We start from the raw sequence: 13602 nt of genomic DNA, 5'->3' as shown, positions 1-13602 counted from the left end.
CCGACGGGCCGGGCGGGACGCCGCGCATCCTCCTTTCGGGGCGGCTCAGGGGCAGCGTGCGGCGGGCCGGCCGAAGGGGGTTGACCGGCCGCGCCCGACAGGTTGGTGGGCTATTCGGGGACGTGTCTCATCGGGTCGAAGGCTGGTCCGGCGGGCATCACCCAGAAGAACTCGCCGTCGGTGTCGTAGTCGTAGATCAACGCGGAGCTGCCCGCCGGCATCCGCTCGTCGCCCGGCTGCCGGATCTGCACCACCGCCGACGAACCGTCGGTCGCGGTCACCTCGGCCTGACCGAAGTCGGCGGTGACCGTACCGGTGCGCACGACGCAGAGGCGACCGACGAAGGCGTGCCGGGTGGCGTCCGTCTCGGTCGGGAAGAGCCGGCTCAACGGCGCCGCGACCAGGCGGGTCACCAGCCAGGCACAGGCCGCGGCGGCCAGCAGGACGCCGACCGAGACGGCGATCCGGGTGCCGGAGCCGAGTCCGAGACCGTCGAGCAGGGCGGTGCCGGCGAGGCTGACGAACCAGGCCACCGCCACGAGCAGGGAGAAGATGACGGCACTGGGCACGCCGCCCAGGCCGAGACCGGCCAGTACGGTGCCCGGCACGCCGTCGACGTCGAGGTCGTCGCCGAGATCCAGCACGCCGGTCAACACCAGCAGCCAGTAGCCGACGACCACCACCAGCAGGAAGCTGAACAGCACTGTGGGAAAGCTGAGCGCCGCGCCGAGAAAGCCGGTCACCGCGTCCTCCTCCCCGTACCGGTGGGTGCTGGCCAGCCACCGGCACGATGATCGTGACATGGGATGTCAATGCCCCACGGTGGCCGATCGGCTGATCCCGCCGGCCTGACCGGTCAGGGTCAGCGACCGGCGGCGGTGCTCAACCGAGATTGGCCTCGATCAGGGCGTCCACCGTCGACGACCGGATCTCGGCCTCGGCCGCCGTCACGGCGATGAACCAGCAGCGCCCGTCCGGCGCCCACGCCGACAGGTACGCCGTGGAGGTGACCGGATCATCCGTGGCCATCACCTCGGCGCGGGTCGGCACGGTCACCTCGCGTGGCGTGCCGGGCAGGCCGCGCGGCGCCTCGAAGTCGAACACGATCACCACCCGGGAGACCGGGCCGGCCCCCTCGTACGCCGACCGGGTGCCGCTCGGCACCACCTCCGGCCGAGCCATCCGCAACACCGCATCCGTGGCATCGACCGACCGCAGATAGGGCGGCAGCCCACGCAGCTCGGGAACGACCGGGCTGGCAGGCGGCCCGGTCACCGAGGGCGAAGGTTCGTCGTGTCGTGCGGTGGCGGCCATGAACACCGCCATCCCGACGACCGCGCACGAGGCGAGCGCGGCGGCAGCGGCCCGCAGCTTGCGGCGACGACGCAGGCGGGCTCGCACCGCCGGGAGCGGATCCCGGACGGGCGGCCCGGTATCGGCGTTCCAGACCTCGCGGAGCGCATCCCGGACATCGGTCATCCCGCCACCTCCCGCGCCGCGCGTACCCGGGCGATCGGCAGCCCTACCCGCAGCAGGGCGCGATGGCGCAGCGACCGGACGGTCGCCGGACGGCGGCCGATCGCCGCCGCGATGGACTCGTCGTCCAGGTCGTCGAGATAGGTCATGACCAGTACGACCCGCTGCACCGGAGAAAGCCCGGCGAGCAGCCGGCGCAGGCTGTCGACCTCTTCGGCAGCCGCCGACGGCGGAGCGGCCGGGGCCGATCGGGACCGCCGGACGATCGTCCGCAACCGACTCGCATGCAGCCGCACCATCACCAGCTTCGCGTACGTCAGTGGTCCGCCCTCGGCGTCGAGGCGATGCCATGTCGTGGCCATCCGCACGTACGTCTGCTGGAGGAGTTCCTCGGCCTGGTCCGGGTTGGCAGTGACGGCGCGTGCGTACCGACGTAGCGCCGGTGCGGTGTCGCGTACGAATGTCTCGAACTCGTCGGCGTCCATCCCACCTCCCTCACCGGTAAGAAACGCCACCACCGGTGCGTCGAGTTGCACCGTCGCCCGGCGGGTTTTCACCGACGGGCGGGACGCCTCACGACAGCGCGGGGACGAGCACCATCAGCACCGAGAAAGACGGAGCCGCAGTCTGCCTCCTCGAACTGGGCAGACAGTAACAACGACCGGGGTGGGTCGGTCGTCCCGAGAGGCATACAAGTCAATGTCGGCATGCGCCCCCTATGGCGCACAGCACGGCCACCAGGTCGATTGGTGGTGAAGCAGCCCCAAAGGGACGGCAGCAGCGCCGACGGTGACGTCTGGCCAGGACAGACGACAACGTCACGCAGAGACCCGACCAGGCGGGCGGGTCACCCTGGAAGGGCGATCCGTCCGTCGACCGCGGCGGCGGCAATGTCCCGACGGTAGTGCGAGCCGGGCAGCGTGATGGCGCGTACCACCTGGTAGGCGGCATCGCGGGCGGTGGCCAGGTCCGGGCCGGTGGCCGTACCACAAAGGACCCGGCCGCCCGCGGAGAGCAGGGCGCCGTCGACGGACCGGCGGGCGGTGCCCGCGTGGATCACGCCGGGCTGTTCGCCGCCGGTGATCACGTCGCCGGTACGCGGCCCCGCCGGATAGCCCTCGGCGGCGACCACCACCGTCACTGCGGCACCGGTACGCCAACGCAGCGGCGGATGGTCGGCCAGCGAATCGGTGGCGGCGGCGTGCAGCAGCCCACCCAGCGGCGTCTCCAGCAGCGCGAGCACCACCTGCGTCTCCGGGTCGCCGAAGCGGGCGTTGAACTCGATCACCCGGGGGCCGTCGGCGGTGATCGCCAAGCCTACATAGAGCAGGCCGGAGAAGGGCGTCCCCCGGCGGCGCATCTCGGTCAGAGTCGGGTGCACCACGTCCCGCATGACCTCGTCGACCAGATCGGCCGACGCCCACGGCAGCGGCGCGTACGCCCCCATGCCGCCGGTGTTCGGGCCGCTGTCGTCGTCACCGACCCGCTTGAAATCCTGTGCCGGCAGCAGCGGCACCGCGGTCTCGCCGTCCGTGACGACGAACAGCGACACCTCGGGACCGGCGAGGTACTCCTCGATCACCACCCGGCCGCACTCACGCGCGTGCGCCTCGGCGACGGTGCGGTCGTTGGTGACCACCACACCCTTACCGGCGGCGAGCCCGTCATCCTTGACCACGTACGGTGGGTCGAACCGGTCCAGGGCGGCGGCCGTGCTCGCCTCGTCCGTGCAGGTGTACGCCCGTGCGGTGGGGACACCGGCGGCGGTCATCACCTCTTTGGCGAAGGTCTTGGAGCCCTCCAGCCGGGCCGCCTCGGCCGACGGCCCGAAGACCGCGATGCCCTTGGCCCGGACCGCGTCAGCCACCCCGGCGACCAGTGGCGCCTCCGGCCCGATCACGACCAGGTCCGCGCTCACCTCGACGGCCAGCCCCGCCACCGCCACCGGGTCGACCGGATCGACGGCCCGCAACTCCGCCACCGCCGCGATCCCCGGGTTGCCGGGTGCCGCGAACAGCGCCTCGACGGACGGATCATCGGCCAACCTCAGCGCGAGCGCATGCTCCCGCCCACCGCCACCAAGAAGAAGAACCCGCACGCCGAGTCATCCTACCGACCCCACCACCGACCGACCCCACCACCGATCCCGTCGATCATGAAGTTATTGCTCCCGACGCGCCGCAGGTGAGGCAACAAGTTCATGATCGCTCACGCCGAACCGCTACCTGCATGGCTTGGCGCACGGTCCAGGGGATGTAATCGGCGTGAAGTGTGTCGGCCCAGGTGAAGCGAAGAACTGCCCAGCCCGCGTTGAGCAGTCGGTTCTGCCTGCGACGGTCGGCGAAAACAGCGTCGGGTCGGCTGTGCGACCCCTTCCCGTCAGCTTCCGCGAGGATCCGATGCCGCCGCCAACCCAGGTCACCGATGCCGAGCAGATAGCCGTCGTGGTCTCGCACCTCCAGTTGGAGGACGTCGGGCGGGACCTTCCCGTCAACACACCGTAACCGGGTCCGCGTCTCCAGCGGAGACTGCGCCCTGCAATCCGCCTCGGCGAGGTAGCCACGGGCCGCCACCGCCCCGCGCCGTCCCCGAATGAGGCGATGGATGTCGGGCAGATCTTCATCCCCGACCAATCCCTGATTGAGCGCGGAGTCGACGAGGCACACCGCCGGATAGCGGGGCAGCCTCAGAATGAGATCGGCGACCGTGCGTACCGGTTTCGTGGTGGCGATCCCGGCGACCGTAACGAACTCGGTCGGCTTGATCGAAAGTTGGTGCAGCGTCACCCGAGGATCCGTCGATCGCACCGGTCTCGCGGCGGTGCCCGGAACCGAAACATGGATCTCTTCCGACCTCTGGACGCCTGCGATGTCGTGCAGCTCGGCGGCGGTGGACAGCACCGCAGCGGCACATGGACCGAATGACGCGACTGCCGCCCTGATCCGCGCCCGTCGCGGCGTCCCGTCCTGCAGGTCGGCATCCACCAGATAGGCGCCTCTGGCCATCGCGCGCCACCGGCCGGCACGGCAGAGACGATGCACCTCGTGCACGGTCAGACCGGCGGCACGGGCCTGAGCCAAGGTGACCACTGAGTCCTGTGTGGCCGCCACCCGCCGGACCACCGTCAATGCATCCACCCAACCGACTGTCCCGGGCCATGGAGATCGACTAAACCCCTGTGGATAACCCAGCCCACAACTGTGGATAACTCCCGCCACCCGACCCGTTGATCATGAAGTTATTGCTCTGGACACGCCGCATTGGCGACAACAACTTCATGATCAACGCGGAGACGTGGAGACCTGGAGACGTGGAGACCTGGAGACGTGGAGGTCTGGAGGGGGTGGGTCGGGGGGTTAGGGGAGGAGGGGGTGGCGGGTTACGTTTTCTTCGCGGCCGGGGCCTACGCCTACGACGCTTACCCGGGTTCCGGTGAGTTCCTCGATGCGGGCGATGTAGTGGCGGGCGTTCTCGGGGAGGTCGTCCTCGGTGCGAGCCTTGGTGATGTCTTCCCACCAGCCGGGGTGCTCTTCGTAGATCGGGACGGCGTGGTGGAAGTCGGTCTGGGTCATCGGCATGTCGTCGACCCGCTTGCCGTTGATCTCGTAGCCGACGCAGATCGGGACCGTGGGCAGGCCGGTGAGCACGTCCAGCTTGGTGATCACCAGATCGGTGACGCCGTTGAGGCGGCAGGCGTACCGGGCGACGACCGCGTCGAACCAGCCGCACCGGCGTTCCCGACCGGTGGTGGTGCCGTACTCGTGGCCGACCTTGCGCAGGTGCTGACCGTTGTCGTCGAACAGCTCGGTCGGGAACGGTCCGGAACCGACCCGCGTGGTGTACGCCTTGCTCACCGCGATCACCTTCGTGATCGCGGTCGGCGGGATGCCGGCACCGACGCACGCTCCGCCGGCCGTCGGATTCGACGAGGTGACGAAGGGGTACGTGCCGTGGTCCATGTCGAGCATGGTGGCCTGGGCACCCTCCAGCAGGACGGTGTCCCCACGGTCCAGCGCGTCCCAGAGCATCGCCCGGGTCTCCGTGATGTACGGCCGCAGCCGCTCCGCGTACTCGAGGTATTCCTCGATGGTGGCGTCGACGTCGATCGCCTTGCGGTTGTAGACCTTGAACAGCACCTGGTTCTTCTCGCGCAACGCGAGTTCCAGCTTCTTGCGCAGGATGCCCGGGTCGAGCAGGTCCTGCACCCGGATGCCCATCCGGGCCACCTTGTCGCCGTACGCGGGACCGATGCCCCGGCCGGTGGTGCCGATCCGCGAGCTGCCCAGGTATCGCTCGACCACCCGGTCCAGCGCCCGGTGGTGCGGCATGATCAGGTGCGCGTCGCCGGAGATCCGCAGCCGGGACACGTCGACACCCCGCTCGGCCAGGCCGTCGATCTCGCTGAGCAGCACCTTGGGGTCGACCACCACGCCGTTGCCGATGACGATCACGGCATTCGGGGAGAGCGCACCCGACGGCATCAGGTGCAGGGCGTACTTCTGCCCGTCCGGGGTGATCACCGTGTGACCGGCGTTGTTGCCGCCCGAGAAGCGGACGACGTAGTCGACCCGCTCACCCAGCTGGTCGGTAACCTTGCCCTTGCCCTCGTCGCCCCACTGGGCGCCGAGGAGCACGATCGCTGGCATCTTTTCGCCTCCAGAAGGCTCGGGTGCCAGATGGCGACCGGTCAGCGAGCCCGGGGTGTCAGGTTAACAAGTAGTGACGGCACGGCCGGCAGGGGCCGCGTCGGGAACAGCAGGAGGAGCTACCCGTGTACGACGTGGTGCTGCTCACCCTCGGCTCCGAGCGGGATGCTCCAGGAGCCGGGTGTGGCAGCGGCGGAGCCTGCTGCGGTGGTGGCACCGACGCCGTCGAGAATCGCGAGGAACGCTGCGAGACGCCGCGCGTACCGGTGCTGGCCTGCGCCGATGCGTTGACAGCCCGAGGCGCCCGGGTCGAGACGGTGACCGCCCGCTCGGACGCGGAGATCGACGAGGTGCTGGTCCGGCTGGACGGGCCGCCGCGACCGGACGGCCTAACCTGGCCGGACGCCGATGCCAAGACCCGGCTGGTGGTCGCGGTGGCCGGTGACGCACAGTTGCGCGCCGTGCTCCGCCGCATGGTCCGGCGGTACGCGCCGCCGCCCAGTCGCCGCCCGACCGAGCTGGCCGACAACCGCACCGTGCCGGATCTGCCACCGGTCGGCGTACTGCCGCTCGATCCGGCGCGCAGCACGGCGCACCGCGACCTCGCCGCGCAGCTCGGGTTGGCCCGCGACCCGGCGGCGGTGGCCGCCGCGGTGCTGGACGGCACGCCACGCCGGCTCGACCTGCTGCGGCACGACGGTGGCTCGGTGACGCTGGACGGTGCGCTGCTCGGTGCCGCCGGTGAGGACGGTGCTCCACTGTCCTGGCGCGGCCGGGTCGAGGTGGACGACACCGTGCTGTCGAACGGCGACGAGCCGCTGCTCGCCTGCGCGGTCGGCAACGCGGGCGGGTACGCCCGGCTCGACGACGTGGCGCTGCTGGCTGGGCCCGACCCGACCGACGGGCTGGTCGAGGTGGCGGTGGCGGTACCGGTGGTCACCCGGTCGCGGTGGGGTCGCCGCCGGGTACGCCTGGAGGTCCGGCGGGCCCGGGGCCGGGCCGCGTCGGTGCTGCCCCGGGACGAGGCGGCGCTGCCGTACCTCGACGATGGCGTGGCGGGGCAGCTGACCCGCAAGCGGTCCTGGTGGACCGAGCCGGGTGCCTGGGCGGTCTGGACGGCCTGACCGGACCAGGCCGGCGCAGCGGAGGCCGGGGTCGGCCACTGGGCCTATCCTCGTCAGGAGGAATGGGGAGGACACCGTGGTGGACGACAACGCCGACCGGGTGCACGTGCCCGGCCAGCATGGCATGCCGGAACGGGACATCGAACCACTCTGGCCGCCGGAGCAGATCGACGGCTTCGGCGCGCCCGCGTGGGGTGCCCCGCCGCCGGTGCCGCCCACCGTGCCTGCCCCACCCGGGCAGCCGTCGCCCGCGCAACCGACCAACCGGCCCCCGGCCGCGCAGCCGACCGATTCGTCCCTGGTCGCGGGACCGTCCTATCCACCCCCGGACGCGGGACCAGCCTATCCACCCCCGGACGCGGGACCGGCCTATCCACCCCCGGACGCGGGACCGGCCTATCCACCCACGACGGCGGGGCCGCAGCATGTCCCCGGGCGGCCGAGGCACGCACCAGGTGCACCTCCGTCACCCGCGGACTATCCGTCGTTGACCAACGGCGCGCCGACCGCCACCGGCTGGGAGCCGGCACCGCAACCCGGGCCCGGCCAGGTCGACCTGGACCTGCCCTTCACCCTGGACCGGCCCACCGCCGTCGCACCCGCCCGCGAAGGTGGACCGACCGACCCCGGTCCGCAGGATCCGTCGTACGACGAGCTGACCGTCGCCGATACCCCTGACGACGATGTGGCTCCGCCAGTGGGGCGACCGCAGGCGGAGTCGCCGTGGGCGCATCCACCGCAGCGGTCCGGATCCGATTCGGTCGCGTCCGCCGAGACCTCGCCCGACGCGCCCCGCCCCACCTGGGCCGGGCCGGCCCAACCGCTGCCACCGATTCCACAGCCGCTGCCGCCGACGCCCCAGCAACCCGGCCCGTACCCCTTCGTCGCGCCGCCGACCGCCCAGCACGGCAGCACTCCGGTGCCGCAACCCGGTGCGCCCCTGCCGCCGGTGCCCGCCGATGCCGGGGTGCCGCCCGCGCCGCCGCCCTCCGATCCGCAACCGGTCGACGTGGCCCCCGACGCGCCGCCGCACGCCGAGCCACCCGCCCCGCAGTCGTACGCTCCGGCGCCACCCGGTCCGTTCCCGCCGCAGCCGGCCTGGAACCCCGCGCCCTGGCAGCAGGGTGGGACGCCGCCGGCACCCCAGCAGCCCTATCCGCAAGCGAACACCGCAGCTCGGGTGCCGTCGGCGTACCCGGAGCCGGCCTGGAACCCGGAGGCCGGTGCCGCGCCCACGGCCGAGGACTTCGCCCGCCGTCGGCAGGTGCGCCCCGCCGACCCGGTCGCGACGACCGGGCTGCGCGCCGTGGTCAACAAGACGGGCCTGGTGAAGCTCCCGCCAGGGCGGCACGAGCTGGAACGCAAGCGGGACATCGAGATGGTGCGCCGCAACTTCGGCGGGCTGCGGCAGGTCACCGTGGTCAACCCGAAGGGCGGAGCCGGCAAGACCGTCGCCATCCTGCTGCTCGCGATGACCTTCGGTCAGAATCGCGGTGGATACGTGCTGGCCTGGGACAACAACGAGACCCAGGGCACCCTCGGCATGCGTGCCCAGCAGGATTTCCATTCGCGTACGGTGCGGGACCTGCTCCGGGATCTCGGCCAGTTCCACGGCGCGCAGGGGCGGGTCGGCGACCTGTCCCAGTACGTCCGCTCGCAGGGCGAGGGGATGTTCGACGTGCTCGCCTCCGACGAGTCGGCCACCGGCGGTGAGATGCTCACCGCCGCCGCCTTCGGCGAGATCCGCGAGGTGGTCAGCCGGTTCTACAAGTTGATCTTCGTGGACACCGGGAACAATGTCCGGGCGCAGAACTGGCAGGCCGCCATGGACGCCACCGACCAACTGGTGGTCACCATGTCGGCCCGGAACGACTCGGCCGAGACAGCCGCCCGGATGCTCGACCACCTGGAACAGAGCGGACGGCAGCGGCTGGTCCGGCAGGCGGTCACCGTGGTCTCCATGCCGCCGTCCCGCAAGGAGATCGACCTGCCCGCCATCCAGGAACACTTCGCCGCCCGTACCCGGGCGGTGCTGCTGGCCCCGTACGAGCGGCTCATCGACACCGGCGAGCCGCTGCGTTACGCGCATCTCTCCACGGCCACCAGGGATGCCTGGCTCAAGATCGCCGCTTCGGTGGCCGAGGGCCTGTAGGCCACCTGCCGACACGCTGCCGACCCGGGCTCACCCCGGGCCGGCAACACCGCAGCAGGTCAGTTGCTGGCCAGCGCGTCGGCGGCGGCCGGATCGCAGTCACGGAGGAACTGGGCGCAGCGGGCCGCCTCGTCCGCCTCGGCGATCGCGTCCGCCGCCCGGGACAGCACGTAGAGGCAGCGCAGGAAGCCACGGTTCGGCTCGTGCGACCACGGCACCGGCCCGTGCCCCTTCCACCCGCTGCGTCGCAGCTGGTCCAGACCTCGGTGGTAGCCGGTACGGGCGTACGCGTACGCCGGCACGACCTGGCCCTGCGCGAACGACCGGGCGGCGAGTGCCGCCCACGCCGCGCTGTGCGTCGGGTACCGGGCCGCCGCCTCGGCGAACGCCTCGTCGCTACCGGCCTGCTCGGCTGCGGCCAGCGCGGAGTCGGCCTCGACGTGCGTGGGCAGGAGCGTGGCGGGCGGCTCAGGTAGGAGGTTCTGCATCGCCCCATTCAACCCGCTTCACACGGCGGCCCGCGAGGGGGTCCGGTCAGCCGGTCGGCTGAACGGCCGAGAGGTCGGTCACGCCTGCGGCCCATGCCGTCGTCGGGTCGTATCCACTACAACTATGGATCCGGAGCCTCCCCAGGAACCGGAAGTGCGGGAGCCCGGCCAGGCCGCCGGGCTCCCGTCTCATCACCGGGGCCGTCCCGGGGTCACGTCCACGGCGTTGCGCCGGCCCGGCAGGATGACCCGATGCCCACTCCACCTCCCGCGGACGTGATCGAGCCGCACACCTGGACAGACGAGATCCAGACCCGGGCGGAGTTCGACAGGCGACTGGCCACCGGCAGCCTGGTCGGACTCACCGTGCAGGGGCTCCGACTGGACCTGGAGCCGGTCCCCGACCTCACCGGGGTCGAGGTGGCTGGCACGCTCTTCGTCGGCTGCCGTTTCGCCTCCCGGCATGTCGGAGCCGACCTGGTCCGGCGGGGCGCCAACGTGGTGCCGCCGTTCTCCGGGCTGCCGTACCCGACCCAGCCGTCCCACCTCTACACCCCGGAGGAACTCGCCGCCGGCTTCGCCGAGGGCGGCTTCGCGGCGATGTACGACACCCGGGTGTACGCGCACTTCCGCGCGCACGGCGGCGCGTTACCCGATGTCCGGGAGGCGCTCGGCCAGCGGCTGCACGACCACGGGGTGGACAACGCGCTCGCCGACGCCACCCGTGCCTGGCTGACCACCCACGGGCCGCAATCGGTGGTCGGGGTGATGGGCGGGCACGCGGTCCGCCGCGGCAGTGAGCCGTACCGGATGGCCGCGGTGCTCGGCTGGGAGCTCGCGCGGGCGCACCGGCTGGTGGTCACCGGTGGTGGGCCGGGCGTGATGGAGGCGGCCAACCTGGGTGCGTACCTGTCGACCCGGTCGGCGGAGGACCTCAGCGCGGCAATCGACCTGCTCGCCACCGCGCCGGACTACACCGACCACGACCGCTACACGGCGGCGGCGCTGCGGGTACGGGAACTCTTCGGCCGGTCGGTCACGCCGCCGGTCAACGGCACCGAGCCGGTGACCGCCTATCGGGCCGACTCAGCCGCGCTGACCAGCGGTGCTCTGGACTGGGCGGGCTGCGGCGGCCTCGCCGTGCCCACCTGGCTGTACGGGCACGAGCCGGCGAACCTGTTCGCAGGCCGGATCGCCAAGTACTTCTCCAACGCCATCCGGGAGGACACCATCCTGCGGCTGGCCCGGGGTGGCATCGTCTTCGCCCCCGGCCGGGCGGGCACCGTGCAGGAGGTGTTCCAGGCGGCCACCAAGACCTACTACGGCACCGACGGGGCCAGCGGCGCGTACGTCTTCCTGGACCGCGCGTACTGGACGACGGAACTGCCGGTGGAGTCGCTGCTGCGCCCGCTGCTGGCCGCCTCCCCCTTCGGGGATCTGTCGGACACCGTGCACCTGACCGACGACGTCCACGAGGCGGCCCGTCTGCTGACGAGGTGAGGACGTATGGCTGCGACGGCACGGCGGCCGGCCCCGAGTCGGAGCCGGCCGCCGTCCGGGCGACGTCAGGTCGTCACTTGGTCATCGTGGTGCCGGTGGAACGCAGGTGCTCGCAGGCCTCCGCCACGCGGGTGGCCATGCCCGCCTCGGCGGCCTTGCCCCACACCCGCGGGTCGTACATCTTCTTGTTGCCGACCTCGCCGTCGACCTTGAGCACGCCGTCGTAGTTGCGGAGCATGTGGTCCGCCGCCGGACGGGTGAAGGCGTACTGGGTGTCGGTGTCGATGTTCATCTTCACCACACCGTAGTCGAGCGCTTCGCGGATCTCCGAGAGCAGCGAGCCGGAGCCGCCGTGGAAGACCAGGCTGAGCGGCTTGTCCTTGCCGTACTTGGCGCCGACCGCCTCCTGGATCTGGTTGAGGATCTCCGGACGGAGCTTGACGTTGCCCGGCTTGTAGACGCCGTGCACGTTGCCGAAGGTCAGCGCCGCCATGTAGCGGCCCTTCTCGCCCAGGCCGAGCGCCTCGACCATGGCCAGGCCGTCCTCGACCGTGGTGTAGAGCTTGTCGTTGATGGCGTTCTCGACGCCATCCTCCTCGCCGCCGACGACGCCGACCTCGATCTCCAGGACGATCTTGCCCTTGGCCGCCTCATCGAGCAGCTGGGCCGCGATCTCCAGGTTCTCCGCCACCGGCACGGCCGAACCGTCCCACATGTGCGACTGGTACAGCGGCTCCTCGCCCCGCTTGACCCGCTCCTGGGAGATGGCCATCAGCGGTCGGACGAACTTGTCCAGCTTGTCCTTCGGGCAGTGGTCGGTGTGCAGGGCGATGTTGACCGGGTACTTCTTGGCCACCTCGTGCGCGTACGCGGCGAAGGCCACCGCACCGGTGACCATGTCCTTGACCGAGGGGCCGGAAAGGTACTCAGCGCCACCGGTGGAGACCTGGATGATGCCGTCGCTCTCCGCGTCGGCGAAGCCCTTGAGCGCCGCGTTCAGCGTCTGCGAGGACGTCACGTTGATCGCCGGGTACGCGTACCGGCCGGCCTTGGCACGGTCCAGCATCTCGGCGTAAGCCTCGGGGGAAGCGATGGGCATGTCGAACGCTCCTTACTTGCCGCTGTCGGCCGTACGGCCGCTGTTCTCCGTAGGGGCCGGCCGTGCGGCCGCCTCTTCTACCCTGGGGGCCGGCCGTGCGGCCGCCTGTCTACCTTGAGGGCCGGCCGTGCGGCCGCCTGTTCTACGTTGCTGCGCCGGACCGCGCTGTCCTCCGCGGGCAGTATCCCGTAGCGACGCCGGACCGGCACAACCGGGCCGGTTCACCGCCGGTCCGCTGGATCCGGTACGACGACGCTGATCAGCCAGGTGACCACCGCCATCACGATGGCTCCCCAGAAGGCCGCCCAGAAGCCGTCCACCTGGAACGGCAGCTCGAGCGCCCGGGCGATCCGGTCGGTCAGCAGGAACAACAGGGCGTTGACCACCAGCGCGAACAGGCCGAGGGTCAGGAGGTAGAAGACGCAGCCCACCACCTTGATGACCGGCTTGAGCACCGCATTGACCAGGCCGAAGATCAACGCCACGATGAGCAGGGTGAACGCCGTCTCGTAGCCGGTGCGCCCGGTCACCTCGACACCGGGCACGATCAGCGTGGTGATCCACAGTGCGATGGCGGTCGCCGCCAGTCGGATGAGGAAGCCCACGGCACCATCCTGGCACCGGTGGCAGTCACCGGTGGGCCGATTCGGCCGACTCGGCCGCGGCGACGGCGTACGCTCGCCGGCTCGACACCGGCCGGTTGCCAGCGTGCCGCCGGCACACCCCGTACGGTGAGTGGGTACCCGACCGCCGACATCCCGGAGGCATCGCATGGGCCAGCCCGACGAGGACTTCGCCCCCGGCGACCACCTGAGCCCGGACGAGCGCGACCTGGAGGCCGAGCCGGCCGACGCCGTCGAGCAGGCCGCCGTGGTCGACCCGAGCCAGGTCGACGTCGAGCCGCATCGCGGCCTGGAGGTCGACGACTGGGACGCCATGGAACAGGCCCGCGTGGTCGGCGCCGACGAGGACGACTACCGCTGATCAACCTTCCGGTCGGACTTCACCCGGAACGGTCGGCACTTCGCCACCCGTTCCATCCCCGCCGCACAGACCGCCCACCAACCCCATGACAAACCGGTACCGCCGCTGCGAGCCGGACCCGACGGGTTTGCGG

The 13602-nt window shown here is 71.4% G+C and carries 13 protein-coding genes; 4 read left to right on the top strand and 9 right to left on the bottom strand.

Annotated features, from left to right (window positions below; all coding sequences use genetic code 11):
- Positions 1 to 110: 110 nt before the first annotated feature.
- The 6 genes from O7601_RS07520 to O7601_RS07495 form a co-directional block, all read right to left on the bottom strand.
- Positions 111 to 803: a hypothetical protein gene (locus O7601_RS07520; protein WP_281565480.1), complete on the bottom strand. Its 693-nt coding sequence runs from the start codon at positions 801 to 803 to the stop codon at positions 111 to 113.
- 79 nt (positions 804 to 882) lie between these two features.
- Positions 883 to 1479 carry a hypothetical protein gene (locus O7601_RS07515; RefSeq protein ID WP_281565479.1) on the bottom strand — a complete coding sequence of 199 codons (597 nt, stop codon included), beginning with the start codon at positions 1477 to 1479 and terminating at the stop codon, positions 883 to 885.
- Positions 1476 to 1961 carry a sigma-70 family RNA polymerase sigma factor gene (locus O7601_RS07510; protein WP_281565478.1) on the bottom strand — a complete coding sequence of 162 codons (486 nt, stop codon included), beginning with the start codon at positions 1959 to 1961 and terminating at the stop codon, positions 1476 to 1478. Before O7601_RS07510 ends, O7601_RS07515 begins: the two co-directional genes overlap by 4 nt.
- A 362-nt stretch (positions 1962 to 2323) precedes the next feature.
- The gene (gene purD / locus O7601_RS07505) at positions 2324 to 3574 is read right to left on the bottom strand and encodes a phosphoribosylamine--glycine ligase (protein ID WP_281565477.1); all 1251 of its coding nucleotides are present in this window, start codon (positions 3572 to 3574) and stop codon (positions 2324 to 2326) included.
- 100 nt (positions 3575 to 3674) lie between these two features.
- Positions 3675 to 4586, bottom strand: a complete 912-nt coding sequence (locus O7601_RS07500; protein ID WP_281565476.1) for a type IV toxin-antitoxin system AbiEi family antitoxin domain-containing protein — start codon at positions 4584 to 4586, stop codon at positions 3675 to 3677.
- A 246-nt stretch (positions 4587 to 4832) separates the two neighbouring features.
- Positions 4833 to 6122 (bottom strand): adenylosuccinate synthase, encoded by a 1290-nt coding sequence (locus tag O7601_RS07495; protein WP_281565475.1) that lies wholly within the window; start codon positions 6120 to 6122, stop codon positions 4833 to 4835.
- A 125-nt stretch (positions 6123 to 6247) separates the two neighbouring features.
- Here O7601_RS07495 and O7601_RS07490 point away from each other — a divergent pair, with 125 nt between their 5' ends.
- A complete protein-coding gene (locus tag O7601_RS07490; protein ID WP_281565474.1) occupies positions 6248 to 7246 on the top strand; it encodes a hypothetical protein in 999 nt (332 codons plus the stop codon).
- Positions 7247 to 7322: 76 nt separating this feature from the next.
- The gene (locus O7601_RS07485) at positions 7323 to 9398 is read left to right on the top strand and encodes a chromosome partitioning protein (RefSeq protein WP_281565473.1); all 2076 of its coding nucleotides are present in this window, start codon (positions 7323 to 7325) and stop codon (positions 9396 to 9398) included.
- 59 nt (positions 9399 to 9457) lie between these two features.
- On the opposite strand, the gene O7601_RS07480 is transcribed toward O7601_RS07485, so the two are convergent.
- A complete protein-coding gene (locus O7601_RS07480) occupies positions 9458 to 9886 on the bottom strand; it encodes a DUF3151 domain-containing protein (protein ID WP_281565472.1) in 429 nt (142 codons plus the stop codon).
- Positions 9887 to 10138: 252 nt separating this feature from the next.
- Here O7601_RS07480 and O7601_RS07475 point away from each other — a divergent pair, with 252 nt between their 5' ends.
- Entirely contained in the window at positions 10139 to 11386 is a 1248-nt protein-coding gene (locus O7601_RS07475) for a hypothetical protein (protein ID WP_281565471.1), read from the top strand.
- A 73-nt stretch (positions 11387 to 11459) separates the two neighbouring features.
- Here the strand turns inward: O7601_RS07475 and fbaA are convergent, their stop codons facing one another.
- Both fbaA and O7601_RS07465 read right to left on the bottom strand, forming a co-directional pair.
- Entirely contained in the window at positions 11460 to 12485 is a 1026-nt protein-coding gene (gene fbaA / locus O7601_RS07470; protein WP_281565470.1) for a class II fructose-bisphosphate aldolase, read from the bottom strand.
- Between the two features lie 221 nt (positions 12486 to 12706).
- On the bottom strand, positions 12707 to 13090 hold the full coding sequence (locus O7601_RS07465; RefSeq protein WP_281565469.1) for a phage holin family protein: 384 nt from the start codon (positions 13088 to 13090) through the stop codon (positions 12707 to 12709).
- A 166-nt stretch (positions 13091 to 13256) separates the two neighbouring features.
- Here O7601_RS07465 and O7601_RS07460 point away from each other — a divergent pair, with 166 nt between their 5' ends.
- Entirely contained in the window at positions 13257 to 13469 is a 213-nt protein-coding gene (locus O7601_RS07460; protein WP_281565468.1) for a hypothetical protein, read from the top strand.
- The last annotated feature ends 133 nt before the right edge of the window (positions 13470 to 13602 follow it).

The sequence above is a fragment of the Verrucosispora sp. WMMD573 genome (genome assembly GCF_027497175.1).
GTDB lineage: Bacteria > Actinomycetota > Actinomycetes > Mycobacteriales > Micromonosporaceae > Micromonospora.
Note: the sequence above shows the minus strand (reverse complement) of the source record. Positions and strands in the feature narration are given on the sequence as shown.